Raw genomic sequence first — 16137 nt, forward strand, 5'->3', positions numbered from 1 at the left:
GTCAGTTGAGATAGGTCTGGGCGAGAATGTCGGAAAAGCGCTCCAGCTCCTGTTCCAGCCGTTGATAGACGGCCGGTGTCATGCCGTCCGGCGTCATCACCGCCAGCCCGGACTGCAGGCGCACCGCCTCGCGGTAGAAGGGTGACATCTGCCCGTTGACGAGTGCGTTGGGCAATTGCTCGACTTCGGTGCGGATCTCGTTCAGCTGGTAGAGAACCGAGCGGGGATTGAGCGGGTCGAGCGCCAGAAGATCGGTCACCGTCAACGGTGCGGTGTTCACATTGTAGCGCCGGCGGTGGGTCATCACGCTGTCGCCGATCTCCAGCAGCATGTCGAGCGCGCCATCCGGCGCCTTCGGGCCGGACATGTGGCCGAGCAGCCGCGTCATGTGCAGCCCGCGCTCCAGATAGCGCCCGATCGACAGGAAGCGCCAGCCGGTGAAGCGATACATGTTTTCGTGCACGAGACCGGCAAATCCGGCGAGCTTGCGCAGCAGGATGGTCATGGCATGGGTGGCATCATCGCCTCCCTCCACCGTCGACTGGAACTTGCGCACGGTTTTGGCGAGATCGTTAAGCGCCAGCCAGCCATCGGCGGAAAATCGATCGCGGATGTTTCCGGCTGAAAACAGCGCGCTGTCGACATTGGCAACCAGGCTGTCGGGCACGGCCTGTCGCGTGTCGATGTCGAGCGCGGCGAGATAGTCGGTGATGTCCTTGAGCAGCGGCAGGCTGCTGTCGGCGGATTCGGCAAAGCGGCCGTGCCAGGCACGCAGCACCCGGAGCGCCCCTTCCGCCCGCTCGATATAGCGGCCGAGCCAGAAGAGATTGTCGGCCGCGCGGCTGGGCAGGCTGCCGGGCATGGTGCGGATGAAGGTTTCTTCGGCCGGCAGCAGGGTGGTGCGCTCCACCGGCCTGTCGCTGACGATCCAGACATCGGCCGCAGAGCCGCCCGCCTGCATGGTGATCGCCGCCGCGTCCTCGCCGCTCGAGATGCGTGCAAAGCCGCCCGGCATGACCTGCCAGCCCTCGCGCGTGCGGGCGACATAGACCCGCAGGCTCATCGGCCGCGGCGTCAGACGGCCGTTGACCCAGGCCGGCGTGGTGGAGAGCGTCACCAGCTCCTGACCGACCAGCCTGGCCCCATCCGCCTCCAGCCAGTCGGCGATCTTCCCCTTGGCGGTGCTGCGGCTGGAGCCCAGCACGGATTGGCCATTGTCGTCGAAGAAGGGGCGGGTGGAATAGGCCGGGCCGACGACCATCTTGCCGATCGCGGCGGCGACCTCCTCACGCTCCGGCTTCTGCCCGCACCACCAGGTGGCGATGCTGGGCAGGATCTGGTCTTCGCCGAGCAGATGACGACAGATCTTCGGCATGAAGGCCAGGAAGGCGCGCGTTTCCAGAATGCCCGAGCCGAGCGCATTGACGATCGACACGGAGGCGGAGCGCAAGGCGTCCACCATGCCGGGCGTGCCGATATGCGAGCGCTGGTTCAATTCCAGCGGATCGGCAAAGCTCGAATCGAGCCGCCGCCAGAGAATGCCGACCGGCTTCAACCCGGCCACGGTCCGCACCATGACGCGGCCGTTGACGACTGTCAGATCCTCGCCTTCGAGCAGCATGAAGCCGAGATAGCGGGCGATATAGGCATGTTCGAAATAGGTTTCGTTGTTGAGGCCTGGGGTCAGGATCGCGATGCGGTCTTCCGGGGTGCGCTTGCGGCTCTGCAGCGCATCCCGGAAGGCGCCGAAAAAGCCCGCCAGGCGATGCACATGGCTTTCCGCGTAAAGGTCGGAGAAGGCGCGCGTGGTCGCCACGCGGTTTTCGAGCGCGAAGCCGGCGCCCGAGGGCGCCTCCGTGCGGTCGGCCAGCACCCACCAGTTCCCGTCCGGCCCCCGGCCGATCTCGAAGGAACAGAAATGCAGGAAATGGCCATCGGCCGGGCGGATGCCGACCATCGGGCGCAGGAATTCGGGATTGCCGGCCACCAGGGCCGGCGGCAAGAGCCCCTGCGCCACCAGCCTGTTCTCGCCATAGATATCGGCGCAAATCCGCTCCAGAAGCTCGACACGCTGGATAAGGCCGCGCGACAGCGTCTGCCACTCGCGATCGTCGATCAGCACCGGGATATGGGAAAGCGGCCAGTTGCGCTCCGAGGTCTCCTTGCTTCCGTAAGCTCGGTAGAACACGCCGGCGTCGCGCAGATAGCGGTCGGCGCGGGCGAAGCGGTTGGCGAGTTCGGAGGCGTCCATGCGCCCAAGCGTGGACAGGAGATGCTGCCAGACAGGCCGCACCGCGCCGGAGGGATCGACCATCTCGTCGGCAATGCCGGGCAGGGCGGCATAGCCGGAGACCGCGTCCGTCGCGTTCCGCTTGCCGATCATGTCTGCGTCCGCTGTTCCCTGCTTCGCCATTCCGCCGCCCATGTCCGGTCTTGCGACCGGTATTCCCCTTGTCCGTCACGCGCCCAGGCCAGGCTGGGCACCCCATGTCGAGAACCGGGCCCGCAAGCCGCGCCCGCCCTTCGCTTCAGCCGAAGCGCAGTCCGGATGAGGCCCGGTGCCGCGAACCGCGCCTCCGCTTGTCAGAGGCCGGCCGGACGTCGCAGGTCGAGCGTCATCGGGAATTCCGCGGTTGGCGGTTCAGGAACGAGGCCGAAGCTGCCGGCCGTGTGCCCCCATGGTTCGAACCGCGCCAGGCGCCGGGCCTCGGCTTCGTTGCCGTTGACCGGGAACGTATCGTAGTTGCGGCCGCCGGGATGGGCAACATGGTAGATGCAGCCGCCGATCGAACGGCGCGACCATGTGTCGTAAATGTCGAAAGTCAGCGGCGTATTGACCGGCAGGACCGGGTGAAGGCCGGCGGCTGGCTGCCAGGCCTTGTAGCGCACGCCGGCAACCGAAACTCCGCCCTGGCCGGTGGCGCTCAGCGGCACCGACCGGCCGTTGCAGGCCACCGTGTAGCGGTCCGGATTGGCGGCCTCGAAGCGCACCTGCAGCCGCTCGACCGAGCTGTCGACATAGCGAACCGTGCCGCCGATCGCGCCCTGCTCGCCCATGACATGCCAGGGCTCCAGGGCCTGGCGCAGTTCCAGCTTCGTGCCTTCGTACTGAACCTCGCCGCAAAAGGGGAAGCGGAATTCGAGCTGCGCCTCGAACCATTCCGGGCGCAGGTCGAACCCATTCTGCCTGAGGTCGGCCAGCACGTCGAGGAAATCGGCCCAGACATGATGCGGCAGCATGAAGCGATCATGCAGGACCGTGCCCCAGCGCGTCAGTCCGCCTTCGGCGGGGTTCAGCCAGAAGCGGGCGATGAGCGCGCGCACCAGGAGCTGCTGGGCAAGCGACATGCGGGCGTTCGGCGGCATTTCGAAGCCGCGGAATTCCACCAGCCCAAGCCGCCCCGTCGGCCCGTCCGGCGAAAACAGCTTGTCGATGCAGATCTCGGAGCGATGGGTATTGCCGGTGACATCGGTCAGCAGGTTGCGGAACAGCCGATCGGTCAGCCAGGGCAGAGGCGCGGACCCACGGCCCGGCGCCGGCACCTGCGCCATGGCGATCTCGAGCTCATAAAGACTGTCATGGCGCGCCTCGTCGATGCGCGGCGCCTGGCTGGTCGGGCCGATGAACATGCCCGAGAACAGGTAGGAGAGCGAGGGATGGCGCTGCCAGTGCAGGATCAGGCTTTTGAGAAGATCCGGCCGGCGCAGGAAGGGACTGTCGTTCGGGTTCTGCCCGCCGACCACCACATGATTGCCGCCCCCGGTGCCGGTATGGCGGCCATCGATCATGAACTTGTCGGCACCGAGCCGTGACTGGCGCGCCTCTTCGTAGATCGCGGTGGTGATGTCGACGCAATCCTGCCAGGTGGCGGCCGGATGCACGTTGACCTCGATGACGCCCGGATCCGGCGCGACGCGCATCACATTGATGCGCTCGTCCTGCGGCGGCGCATAGCCCTCGATATGAACCGCGACGCCGAGTGCGGCGGCCGCGGATTCAGCGGCGGCAATTAGATCGAGATAGTCCTCGATCCGCTCCACCGGCGGCATGAACACGCAGAGCCGTCCATTCTGCGGCTCCACCGTCATGGCGGTGCGCACGGAGCCGCTGATTTCGCCCAGCACCTGTTCATTGCGCATCTGCTGCGGCTCGGCCGCGCGGAACGAGGCTTCCGCCATGGCGCGGGCGGGGTTGGCATCATAGTGCGGCAGCGGATCGCGGGGGATGGTCGGATCGGCCTCGTGGATATAGGGGAAGCGCGACGGCGGAATATAGGGCAGGGCGCCGAGCGGAATGCGGTAGCCGACGGGGGAATCTCCGGGCACGAGGAAGATCTTGCCACGCCGCGTGCGCCAGCGCTCGCTCATCCATTTGCGCCCGGAGGATCTGCTGTTCCAGGCCTGGACAGGCAGGACGAAGCCGGTCGGCACCGTCAGTCCCCGGTCGAAGACGCGCGCAAGCCGCGTTCGCTCCTCCGGGTCCTTGAGCTTGGAATTGGAGGGATCGACATTGTCCGGCAGGCTCGCTTCCTTGATGATCCACTCGGCCGGATCCTCATAGGCCGGGAGTACGAGATCGGGCTCGATTTCCAGCGCGGCGGCGATGCCCTTCAATAGCGCTTCGGCTTTTTCAGGGGTCGCGTCGTCGCTCGCCGTCTCCCGGGCAATCAGGTCCGGATCGGACCAGATCGGCACGCCGTCCTTTCGCCAGTAGAGCGAGAAGGTCCAGCGCGGCAGGCTCTCGCCCGGATACCATTTGCCCTGGCCATAATGCAGGAAGCCGCCGGGGGCGAAGCGATCGCGCAGGCGGCGGATCAGCATGTCGGCGCGGGCCCGCTTGGTCGGGCCGACGGCATCCGTGTTCCATTCGCCGGATTCGAAGTCGTCGATCGAGACGAAGGTCGGCTCGCCGCCCATGGTCAGCCGCACGTCGTTGCGTGTCAGAACCTCGTCCACCTCGGCGCCCAGCCGGTTCAGCGCCTCCCAGCTTTCGTCCGAAAAGGGCTTGGTGATGCGCGGATGTTCGGCAACGCGGGTGACCGTCATCTCGAAGGCGAAGTCGGTCTTCGTCTCCGGATCGCCGGAGAAGCCGCCCGAGATCGGCGCGGCATTGCGATAGTGCGGGGTTGCCGAAAGGGGAATATGGCTTTCGCCCGTCAGCAGGCCCGAGGTCGGGTCCAGGCCAACCCAGCCGGCCCCCGGAATATAGACCTCGCACCAGGCATGGAGATCGGTGAAATCCACCTCCGTGCCGGAGGGGCCGTCGAGTGCCTTGAGATCGGGCGCGAGCTGGATCAGATAGCCGGAGACGAAGCGGGCGGCGAGGCCCAGATGGCGCAGGATCTGCACCAGCAGCCAGGAGGAATCGCGGCAGGAGCCGAGCGCCTTGGTCAGCGTTTCCTCGGGCGTCTGCACGCCGGGCTCCATGCGGATGACATAGTTGACCGCCTGCTGGAGCTTGAGATTGATCGCGACGACGAAATCGACCGTATTGACCGGATCGCGCGGAATGGTGTCGAGATAGGCCTGCAGCGCCGGCCCTGCCGGCTCCGGCGTGCGGTAGATGGAGAGATCCTCACGGATCTCCTCCGCATAGTCGAAGGGCCAGGTTTCCGCACTTTCCTCGACGAAAAAGTCGAAGGGATTGTAGACAGTCATATCGGCGACGAGATCGACCTCGATCTTCAGTTCGCGCACCGGATCGGGAAAGACGTAGCGGGCGAGGTAATTGCCGTAGGGGTCCTGCTGCAGCGTCACGAAATGATTGGCGGGCGTGACCTTCAGCGAGTGGCTGAGAACCTTGGTCTTGGAATGCGGCGCCGGCTTGAGCCTGATGACCTGGGGACCGAGCCGGACCGGCCGATCATAGGTGTAATGGGTCAGGTGATAGATGCTGGCTTTGATCGACATGCAGGTCCCGGTCTGTCCGTGACGGCTCTCTCCGTCCAGGCCAGACTGTGTGCAATGCACGCAAATAAAGCAAGGCTGAAAAAAGCGGCATGTCAGCCGCTGCTTGAATGTCGGACGATGCGCAGACAGCAAAACGCCGCCGCCTGCGCAAGGCAGGGGCGACGCTTAGAGGTTCGAAACGAGCCTTATTCCGGGAGGATGCGGACGGCGCCGCGGTCGGCCGAGGTGGCGAAGGCGGCATAGGCCTTGAGGGCCGTCGTTACTTTGCGCTTGCGCTCCTCCGCCGGCTTCCAACCCCTCTGGTCCTGCTCGGTGCGGCGTACTGCCAATTCATCCTCCGGCACGCGCAACGAGATCGTCCGGTTCGGGATATCGATGTCGATCATGTCGCCGGGGCGCACGAGCGCGATCAGGCCGCCATTGGCCGCTTCCGGCGAGACATGGCCGATCGACAGGCCCGAGGTGCCGCCCGAGAATCGGCCGTCGGTGATGAGCGCGCAGGCCTTGCCGAGGCCCTTCGACTTCAGATAGCTGGTCGGATAGAGCATTTCCTGCATGCCCGGTCCGCCCTTCGGGCCTTCGTAGCGGATGACGACGACATCGCCGGCCACGACCTCGTTGGAAAGAATGCCCTTCACCGCCGCATCCTGGCTTTCGAAGACCTTGGCGGGACCGGAAAACTTCAGGATCGATTCATCGACGCCGGCCGTCTTCACGATGCAGCCATCGACCGCCAGGTTGCCCTTGAGCACGGCAAGGCCGCCATCCTTCGAGAAGGGATGCTGCGCGTCGCGGATCACCCCGCCTTCGCGGTCGAGGTCGAGCTCCTTCCAGCGGGCGCTCTGGGAGAAGGCGACCTGGGTCGGGACGCCGCCGGGTGCGGCGCTGAAGAGCTCGAGTGCGGCCGGGTTGTCGGTCACGGCGATATCCCACTGGGACAGCGCCTCGCCCAGCGTCTTCGAATGAACAGTCGGCAGATCGGCATTGATCAGCCCGGCCCGGTTGAGTTCGCCGAGGATTGCCATGATGCCACCGGCCCGGTGCACGTCTTCCATATGCACGTCCGATTTCGCGGGCGCGACCTTGGAGAGGCAGGGCACCTTGCGCGACAGACGATCGATGTCGTCCATGGTGAAGTCGAGCTCGGCCTCATGCGCGGCGGCGAGGATGTGCAGAACCGTGTTGGTCGAGCCGCCCATGGCGATATCGAGCGCCATGGCATTCTCGAACGCGCCCTTGGAGGCGATGGTGCGCGGCAGGGCGGTGGTGTCATCCTGTTCATAGTAGCGGCGGGCGAGCGAGACGATGTCGCGCCCGGCCTTGAGGAACAGCTTTTCGCGGTCGGAATGGGTGGCGAGCGTGGAGCCGTTGCCGGGCAGCGACAGGCCGAGCGCTTCCGTCAGACAGTTCATGGAATTGGCCGTGAACATGCCGGAGCAGGAGCCGCAGGTCGGGCAGGCGGAGCGCTCGATGGTCTTGACGTCTTCTTCGGACACGCGCTCGTCGGCGGCGGCCACCATGGCGTCGACCAAGTCGAGCGCATGGATCTTGCCGTCGGACAAGAGCACCTTGCCGGCCTCCATCGGCCCGCCGGACACGAAGATCGCCGGAATGTTCAGCCTGAGCGCCGCCATCAGCATGCCGGGGGTGATCTTGTCGCAGTTGGAGATGCAGACCATGGCGTCGGCGCAATGCGCATTGACCATATATTCGACCGAGTCGGCGATCAGCTCGCGCGAGGGCAGCGAGTAGAGCATGCCGTCATGACCCATCGCGATGCCGTCATCGACGGCGATCGTGTTGAATTCCTTGGCGACGCCACCGGAAGCCTCGATCTCGCGCGCGACCAGCTGTCCGAGATCCTTCAGATGCACGTGACCGGGCACGAACTGGGTGAAGGAATTGACCACCGCAATGATCGGCTTGCCGAAATCGCTGTCCTTCATGCCCGTCGCGCGCCAGAGGCCGCGCGCGCCGGCCATGTTGCGGCCGTGGGTGGTGGTCCGGGAACGATAAGCGGGCATGGGTGTCATCCTCGTATGGGGAGGCGGACAGGCGGCGCGAAATCGCGTCTCTGCCGTCGATTGCGGCGCTTCCTAGCGCAAAAGTCCTGCGCAGTCACGGCTTTCCTTATCGCACATCGCCGTGAAATCCGGGGCGAAACGGACCTCGACACGCGCGATCTCACCCATTTGGGTGATGCGCGACACGCCTGCCTTGTGCTCTCTGGCCGTGTCGGACACTTTGCTAAAGCCGGCCGCCTTGGCCCCTCTCCGGTTTGGAGAGGGGTTTTTGTTTCGGCACCTGATGGAAGCGCCGGGTCAAGAGGAACCAAGGCCGGGGCTTGCCTGTTGAGGGGGCGGCTCTCGCCCTCTCCCGTGATCGCTCCGATCACCAACCCGAAAAAGGCTCCGTCCGCCCCGATGACCACACCGCTCGCGACCTACCGTCTCCAGTTCCGGGACGGCATGACCTTCGATCGTGCCCTTACCCTCGTGCCCTACTGGCAGTCGCTCGGCATCAGCCATCTCTACGCCTCGCCGATCTTTTCGGCGACCGAAGCCTCCACGCACGGCTATGATGTCACGGATGCCAATGCCTTCGATCCGGCGCTGGGTGGGCGCGAAGGCTTCGATCGGCTGTCCAAGGCGCTGAAGCAGGCCGGGATCGGGCTCATCCTCGACATCGTCCCCAACCACATGGCGGCCTCGCTCGAAAATGCCTGGTGGCGCAGCATCGTTACCTGGGGCGAAGAGAGCCCGCATGCGGCCTTCTTCGACGTCGACTGGAGCCGGCCTCTGACCCTGGCCGTGCTCGGCCAGGATTTCGACGCGGCGGTGGAGGCAGGCGAGATCACGCTGGCGCTCGATGAAGAGGGCGGGCCGGCGCTCGCCTATTACGAAAACCGGTTCCCGCTGACACCGCCGTCGCAGGCCGCAGCCCTCGAAGGCGCGCCGGGCGCGCTTTCTGCCAAGCTCGCCGCGCTTGCCGCATCCGCGACGCCGGAAGACGAGGCGGTGCGGGTAAAGACCGCAAAGGGCTTGATTGCCGAGGATGAAAAGGGCCGCGAGGCGCTCGACGCCTATCTGAAGAGCCTCGACGCCACGCGCGTCCGTGCGCTGCACGAGGCCCAGCCCTATCGGCTCGTGCACTGGAAGGTGGCGGCGAGCGGGCTCAGCTATCGCCGCTTCTTCGAGGTGGCGGGCCTGGCCGGGTTGCGCGTGGAGGATGAGGATGTGTTTCAAGCCGCTCATCGGCTCGTTCTCGATCTCGTGCGCGACGGCACGATCGACGGGCTGCGCATCGACCATGTCGACGGGCTCGCCGATCCCGCCGCCTATCTGCAGCGCCTGCGGGCGGCGATCGGCCCGGATGTCTATCTGGTCGTCGAAAAGATCATCGAAGGTGAGGAGACCCTTCCGGCCGACTGGCCGATCGAAGGGACGACGGGCTACGAATTCATTGCCGCACTGACCCATCTTTATGTCGACCATGGCCAGATGCCGGTACTCGATGCGGCCTATCGGCGCTTCATCGGCTCCGACACTGCCTATGAGGCCATGCTGCTCGAGGCCAAGCAGCTGATGCTCGACCGCAATTTCGAAGGCGAAGTTCGCCGTCTCGTCTCGCTCGGCCGTCAGGCTCTGCCGGATGTTTCGGAGGCGGCGTTCGGTCAGGCGCTGAAGGCGCTGATCTCCGCCTTTCCGGTCTATCGCACCTACGGCACCAGAGAGGTCCTCTCCTCGGCCGACAAGGCTGTCCTCGATCGCTCTGCGAGCCAGGCGGCGGAGCGGCTCGACGCGGAGGGGAAGCAGGCGCTCTCCGCCCTTGTCTCCCTGCTCTCCGGCACCGTGGACGGGCCGGCCTTCGAGTTCCGCAGCCGCTTCCAGCAGCTTTCCGGCCCGGTGATGGCCAAGGCGATGGAGGATACCGCCTTCTACCGCTACAACCGGTTCCTGGCCCTCAACGAAGTGGGAGGGCATCCCGACGAGGCGGAAATGTCGATCGAGGCGTTCCATCACCTGATGGCGCGCCGGCTTGAGGAACAGCCGCTCGGGCTTTCCACCACCTCGACCCATGATACGAAGCGGGGCGAAGATAGCCGCGCCCGGCTCTATGCGCTGAGCGAGATCCCCGACATCTGGAGCAAGGCCGTGGAGCGCTGGCATGAGATCAATGCCGGCCATGTCCGGACCTTGTCGGACGGCCCGGCACCGGAGCCGGCGCTGGAATGGGCGCTCTATCAGGCGCTCGCCGGCTGCTGGCCGGAGGAGCTGGAGATTTCTGATCGCGACGGGCTCGCCGCTTTGTCCGAGCGTTTTGCCGCCTATGTGGAAAAGACGATCCGCGAGGCCAAGCTGCGCAGCGACTGGTCGGACGTCAACGAAGACTACGAATCCGCTGTCAAGGATTTTGCCGCGGCGCTGCTCTCGCCGGACAATGCGGCCTTCCTCAGCGATTTTTCCAGGACGCTGGCGCCGATCCGACTGGCCGGTCTCTACAACAGCCTCAGCCAGACTGTGGTGAAGATGGCCGCACCCGGCGTCCCGGATGTCTATCAGGGGTCGGAGCGGGCGGATTTCAGCCTCGTCGATCCCGACAATCGCCGCATGCCGGATTATGAGACGATCGCAGCCTTCCTCACGCGCTCGGACACCGTGTCGCTCGACCCGGCTGCGCTCTCTTCCGGCCAAGCCAAGGTGGCGCTGACGGCGCGGCTGATCGCCGCGCGCAAGGCGGCACGCGCACTCTTCGAGACCGGCCGCTACGAGCCGCTGACCCTCTCGGGAGCATGCGCCGAGAAGCTGGTCGCCTTCGCCCGCATGGCGGAGGGCGAGGCGGTTCTCGCCGTCGCGCCTTGCCGCGTCGCGCGACTGGTGAGCGAGGGGACGATGCCGGAAGAGGCCTTCAGCGGGGTGACGCTGCGTCTTCCCGAAGTCTTGGCCGGTCGCCGCTACCGCGATGCGGTCAGCGGTGCGGAAGTGACATTGTCTGCAGAGCTGCCTTTGTCCGACCTGCCGCTCGCCCCCTACGCAGTGTTGATTCGCGCCTGATCGTCATGCCGGAACCTTTGCCCGACCCGCGGCGTTTAATCGCGCCGCGGGGCTTGTGCTGCGGTCGCGAGGCAGGGGAATGGATTTGTTTCACGCAGACGGACTGGGCACGGCAACGCCTTCGATCATCCGGGTGGGCGAGAATGCCTGGAAGCAGGAAAAGGCCGAGCGACTGGCGCTGCTTGTCGATGGCGAGGCCTATTTTCACGTTCTCGATCAGGCGCTCCGCCAGGCGCGCCACGCGATCACCATTCTCGGTTGGGATTTCAATCCCGACATCCGGCTGCGACCGGCCGAGCCCGAGAGCCCGACGCTCGGCGATCTGCTTCTCTCCCTGGTGGAAGCCAACCCCGATCTCACCGTGCGTGTCCTCGTCTGGGCGATGGGGCCGCTTTATTCCGGCAAGTCGCTGAAGCTGTTCCGCAAGACCGGCTGGGCTGCCCATCCGCAGATCGACCTGCAGTTCGATACCCATCATCCCCTGCGCGGCTCGCACCATCAGAAGGTCGTCTGCATCGACGATGTCCTCGGCTTCATCGGCGGGATCGACCTGACGGCACGGCGCTGGGACGACAGCCGCCATGCGGCAACCAACCCCTTGCGGCGAACGCCGGATGGCGAAGCCTATGAGCCGGTTCACGATATGCAGGCCGTGCTCTCCGGTCCGGCGGCGCGCATGCTCGGCGATCTGTGCCGCGACCGTTGGGAAGCCGCCACCAGCACCCTCATGCCGGTGACCGAGGGGGCCGCACCCATCTGGCCTGAAGGCGTCGAGCCGATGGTCACCGACTGCCCGGTGGCACTCGCCCTGACCAAGCCGGAAATGGAAGACGGCGAGGGCCGCCGCGAGTCGATCCACCTCCTTGTGGATGCCCTGAAGGCTGCCAGGAAGACCGTCTATATCGAGGCGCAGTATCTCGCCGCCTTCGGCATCGCCGACATCCTGATCGAGCGCCTGGCCGACCCGGAGGGGCCGGAGGTGCTGATCGTGGTGACCCGCATCTCTCACGGCTTCGTGGAGAAGGTGATGATGGGCAACAATCGCGACCGGCTGATCCGGCGCCTCAAGCGGGCCGATCCCTATGATCGGCTGCGGGTCATGTATGCCACCGTGCCCTCCGACAATCCGGAGGATGAGGACGGCCGTCAGGAAATCCTCGTTCATTCCAAGCTGGTGCTCGTCGATGACAGCTTCCTGCGTCTCGGCTCGTCCAATCTCAACAATCGCTCCGAAGGCTTCGATACGGAGGCGGACATCGCCGTCGAGGCGCGCAATGCGGAGGAGATCCGCGCCTTCCGCGCGATGCGCATGCAGCTGATCGCCGAACATATCGGCGCGACGCCGCAGGCCGTCGAGGCAGCGATCCTGCAGCTCAAATCCATGCATGACGGGCTCGAATCCTTAAACGGCGGCCCACGCCGGCTCTGCCATTTCGAGATCGATCTGGCGGAAGGCGCGCAAGATCCGCTGATCGGCACCGATCTCGTCGATCCGCCGAGCCCGGTGCGAACCCTCAACCGCCTGCGACGCGGCGCCGGTGCTCTCGCCAGCCGAGTCCGCAGCCTGTTCTAGGCGTCAAAAGGCGCGTCTCTCGCTATCGCGCTTGCTCATCCGGCCCGGGAGAGGAGCTTCCCTTCGCCGTTCGCGTCATGAGCAGCGACCGGGGCCCCGTTGTTGTCGGATGGCTGCACCGGATCGGCGCCCGTGGCGTGCACCGCAATCGACTGCTGCAAGGCCCGCAGCGCATCGCGCAGCTGCGCCACCGATCTGTCGCAGGCCGCATCCATGCCATGCGCCCTGACCGCTGCGGCCCGATCTGCCCGCGATGATAGGCGTTGTGCCCGAACCCGGTCTCGGAAGGCGGCAAGCCTTTCCGTGGTGTAGGAGGCGGCATCTGGATGATGCGGGAGACAGGCCTGTTCCGCGCGCGCATTGGTCGCGCTACGCTTGCCCATCCAAGCATCCAGGCTCTCGAGAAAAGAGCCAAGTCGTGTGGCTGTCCTGATGGCGATGCTCCGCATCTTGGCCCTCCAGAAATCGGTCACGGAGGAGGATGCGGACAATTTGTTGAGGAAGTGCTTATGCGCGCGCTGTTTTCGCTCCGGTCTCGATGATCAACTCAGGAGCGTGAGGGGAGTGCATCGGGTTCGATCGTTTGGCGGGTCTCGCTCTTCCGGTCCTGACCCGGCTTTCCCTTCATCACCATCTCGCTGATGAGGAAGGTCGGCAGGCCGATTGCGAGCGGGATGAAATAGTAGATGACGCGGAAAGCGATCACCGCGGCCACCGATTCGGCACCGGGGAGGATATGGGCGACGGTCGCTTCCAGCACGCCGATGCCGCCCGGCACATGGCTGATGATCGCCGCGACATTGGCGATGATCGAGACGGAGGCGACCTTCAGATAGCTGGCTTCGGCAAAGGCCGAAAGCATCTGGTGCAGGCTGGCGGCCACGAAGGCGAAGTTGATCGTGCCGACCAGGATCTGCGCGGCCGCGATCGGCAGGCTCGGCATTTCGAAGCTCCAACTGCGCAGCTTCAGCGGCGCCTTCACCACGGCTGCCAGCACGAGATAGACGACCGGTGCAATCAGCGAGACAATGCCGATCATGAAGATGGCGCTGCGCGACAGGCCGGTCATGTCAGCGGCATCCTGCGGGCGCAGCAGCAGGCTGGCGCCGCCGAGCGTCATCAGACCCAGCGCCACCGTGACGCCGCAAAACAGCACGATCTTGGTGACATCCTCGGTCGTCAGGCCCCAGCGCGCGTAATACCGGTAGCGGACGGCGCCGCTGCTCAGCGCGGCAATGCCGACATTGTGGCCGATGGACAGGCTGACAAACGAGGCGAGCGCCGTCTTGTAGAGCGGCAGCCGCTTGCCCGTATAGCGCACGCCCAGCGCATCGAAGCAGGACAGGCAGGCATAGGAGGCGAAAGCGAAGGCGAGACCGAGCAGCAGATGGCTTAGCGGAATGGCGCGCATGGCGCTCCAGATCTCGTCCAGCGTATATTGCCGCAATGTCTGGAACAGCAGGTAGCCGGCGCCGATGACGGCAGCCACAACAACGACGCGGAGAAGGAGGCGGAGGTTCATGAGCGGGATCTCGACTGCGGAAAGCCGGCGGGCTGACAAGGCAAGGGCAGGGGGGCGAGAGCGCCTGCGTCCTTTCCCCGACGAATGCCGGCGAGATGATGGAACGAAATGAAGGGCCGAAGGGTTCCGAGCCCCATGAGCCTTCCGCCCTCTCTGTCAACCGCTCCTGCCGGCGCCGCCTTCTTGCCTGCGGCCGAGCTGCGCATCGTCACCTACAATGTCCACAGCTGCATCGGCACGGATCGCCGCCTCGACCCGGCGCGGATCGCGGATGTGCTCGCAAGCCTTGAGCCGGATGTCGTCGCCCTGCAGGAGCTCGATGTCGGGCGCCGGCGGACGGGCGGCATCGACCAGGCGTTTGCAATCGCCGAGGCGATGAAGATGGCGTCGCATTTCCATCCCGCCCTTCTGGTCCGGGAGGAAAAATATGGCGATGCGATCCTGACCAGCCTGCCTTCGCGGCTGGTGAAAGCCGGTCCGCTGCCTTCGGTCGGTGAGCCGCGGGGTGCGCTATGGCTTGAAGTGATGGTCGGCGAACAGCCGGTTCACATCTTCAACACGCATTTCGGCCTTCGCCGCACCGAGCGGATCCGCCAGGCGGAAGCCCTGACCGGGCCGGACTGGATCGGCGCCGCGCAGCAGATCGGGGGGCCGATCGTGCTCGCCGGGGATTTCAACGCTATTCCCTCCTCGCCCGGCTATCGCCGTCTGGCGGCAGCCCTTCGCCCGATTACGCAGCATGACGGGCGGCTGCTTGCGCCGACTTTTCCGTCCCGCTTCCCGCTCCTCAGGCTCGACCATCTCTTCGTGTCGGAGGGGGTGACGGTTGTCTCCGCCGCCCCGGTTCGCACGCCGCTGACGGGCCTGGCGTCGGACCATCTGCCGCTGCAGGCGCAGCTGCGCCTTACCACCGGAACCATCCCGGCGCCCGGCCGTTGACCCTGATACCAGGAAAGGAGACCACCATGCCCAATCGTGATCCGCTTCCCACGCCCGACAGCGAAACGCCGCGCGGCCCGATTTCGACGCCCGGCATTCCGGACCGCGGCCAGGACAAGCCGGCCGTACCCCCGGTGATCGAGCCCGGTGACACGAAGAATCCGAACGATCCGGTGCTCAATCCGGCACTTCTGCCGATCGGCGACCCGGCCTCGATGGCGTAAGTCTGTCGACACTATTTGAAAAAGCCGCTCCGGGCGACCGGGGCGGCTTTTCTTGTGAGGGGCGTCCGGGTTTCTAAAGGCTCCCGCTCCCCTCGAAGTAGCTTGGATACTGCACGACCTCAGGGTCAGGCTTTCGCGGCTCCGAGGGCACGTCTTCGCCCTCATCGCCGCCGTCAAGAAAGCCATGGGTGCGCATCCATTCTCTCAAGATCGAGCGGATCGCGGTTTCACGGTCGATGCCGCGGCGCGCGCACAGCGCCTGAAGCGCCTGTTCGAGATCATCGGGAAAAGACGTCATCAGGGGCTCCTCGCTAGGAGGCGCGGGCGTCGATTGCCGCCCGGTCTCCACTCTCTCCGCTCTCAACGCTTAAAAATCGTCACCGTTCCCGGGAAGCGTCCGATCGAATGCCGCCTATTTGCGGTCCGGATCATGCGTGTGGTGCGTATCGTGCTCGCCGCCGCCGCCCGAGACCTTGCTGTGGGCGCGCTGGTCGGACTCTGCGCCCGGCTTATGGGGGTCGAGCGGTGCTTTCGCATTTTCGTGCGAGGAGCCGGGGCCGCCTTGGCGAATCGTGTTCGGATGTTTGGTGGACGTGGACATTGTCTCTCCTTTTGGCTGTCAGGCGCCCCCCGCGTGCTGCATGGACAATGCGGCAGGGCGCGCAGGAAGGGCAGCGCCAAAAGAGGCAGGCGCAGCCGCATGCTGCCGTCGCGCCGCCTCAGCGGTCCTGCTGGTAGCCCTGGTGGGTGGTGTTGACCTTGCTGTTGCCCTGCTGCCCCATCTTGTCGGGGTTGTCGGTCGGGCTCGAGGCCTGCTGCTCGCCGGTCTTCGCCGGTGCGCCATCGCCGGAGCCCTTGGGGCTGCGGTTGCTGGAAGGAACGGGCGGTAATCTGCTGCTCATGATCGGTCTCCGC

At 65.6% G+C, this 16137-nt stretch carries 12 protein-coding genes; 4 read left to right on the forward strand and 8 right to left on the reverse strand.

The window, feature by feature from the left end; translation table 11 throughout:
- Nucleotide 1 precedes the first annotated feature (1 nt).
- From U8330_RS02360 to ilvD, 3 genes are all read right to left on the reverse strand, one after another.
- The gene (locus U8330_RS02360; RefSeq protein WP_416236800.1) at nt 2–2425 is read right to left on the reverse strand and encodes a circularly permuted type 2 ATP-grasp protein; all 2424 of its coding nucleotides are present in this window, start codon (nt 2423–2425) and stop codon (nt 2–4) included.
- 158 nt (nt 2426–2583) lie between these two features.
- Complete coding sequence (locus U8330_RS02365; protein ID WP_323103565.1) at nt 2584–5910, reverse strand: transglutaminase family protein; 3327 nt, start codon at nt 5908–5910, stop codon at nt 2584–2586.
- Nucleotides 5911–6095: 185 nt separating this feature from the next.
- Nucleotides 6096–7934, reverse strand: a complete 1839-nt coding sequence (gene ilvD / locus U8330_RS02370; RefSeq protein ID WP_323103566.1) for a dihydroxy-acid dehydratase — start codon at nt 7932–7934, stop codon at nt 6096–6098.
- Between the two features lie 399 nt (nt 7935–8333).
- Between ilvD and treY the strand changes: the two genes are divergently transcribed.
- Both treY and U8330_RS02380 read left to right on the forward strand, forming a co-directional pair.
- Complete coding sequence (treY, locus tag U8330_RS02375; RefSeq protein WP_323103567.1) at nt 8334–10964, forward strand: malto-oligosyltrehalose synthase; 2631 nt, start codon at nt 8334–8336, stop codon at nt 10962–10964.
- A 79-nt stretch (nt 10965–11043) separates the two neighbouring features.
- On the forward strand, nt 11044–12537 hold the full coding sequence (locus U8330_RS02380; RefSeq protein WP_323103568.1) for a phospholipase D-like domain-containing protein: 1494 nt from the start codon (nt 11044–11046) through the stop codon (nt 12535–12537).
- A gap of 35 nt (nt 12538–12572) precedes the next feature.
- Here U8330_RS02380 and U8330_RS02385 read toward each other — a convergent pair whose 3' ends face one another.
- Nucleotides 12573–12986, reverse strand: a complete 414-nt coding sequence (locus tag U8330_RS02385; RefSeq protein ID WP_323103569.1) for a hypothetical protein — start codon at nt 12984–12986, stop codon at nt 12573–12575.
- A gap of 98 nt (nt 12987–13084) precedes the next feature.
- Nucleotides 13085–14059, reverse strand: coding sequence for a lysylphosphatidylglycerol synthase domain-containing protein (locus tag U8330_RS02390; RefSeq protein WP_323103570.1), 975 nt, complete (start codon nt 14057–14059; stop codon nt 13085–13087).
- A 183-nt stretch (nt 14060–14242) separates the two neighbouring features.
- Between U8330_RS02390 and U8330_RS02395 the strand changes: the two genes are divergently transcribed.
- A complete protein-coding gene (locus U8330_RS02395; RefSeq protein WP_323107106.1) occupies nt 14243–14998 on the forward strand; it encodes an endonuclease/exonuclease/phosphatase family protein in 756 nt (251 codons plus the stop codon).
- A gap of 26 nt (nt 14999–15024) precedes the next feature.
- Nucleotides 15025–15222, forward strand: a complete 198-nt coding sequence (locus U8330_RS02400; protein ID WP_323103571.1) for a hypothetical protein — start codon at nt 15025–15027, stop codon at nt 15220–15222.
- Nucleotides 15223–15295: 73 nt separating this feature from the next.
- Here U8330_RS02400 and U8330_RS02405 read toward each other — a convergent pair whose 3' ends face one another.
- The 3 genes from U8330_RS02405 to U8330_RS02415 all read right to left on the reverse strand — a co-directional run bounded on the left by U8330_RS02405 (nt 15296) and on the right by U8330_RS02415 (nt 16124).
- Entirely contained in the window at nt 15296–15520 is a 225-nt protein-coding gene (locus tag U8330_RS02405) for a hypothetical protein (protein ID WP_323103572.1), read from the reverse strand.
- A 114-nt stretch (nt 15521–15634) separates the two neighbouring features.
- A complete protein-coding gene (locus tag U8330_RS02410) occupies nt 15635–15823 on the reverse strand; it encodes a hypothetical protein (protein ID WP_323103573.1) in 189 nt (62 codons plus the stop codon).
- 118 nt (nt 15824–15941) lie between these two features.
- Nucleotides 15942–16124, reverse strand: a complete 183-nt coding sequence (locus U8330_RS02415) for a hypothetical protein (protein WP_323103574.1) — start codon at nt 16122–16124, stop codon at nt 15942–15944.
- Nucleotides 16125–16137: the final 13 nt, after the last annotated feature.

It is taken from the genome of Rhizobium sp. CC-YZS058 (assembly GCF_034720595.1).
GTDB lineage: Bacteria > Pseudomonadota > Alphaproteobacteria > Rhizobiales > Rhizobiaceae > Ferranicluibacter.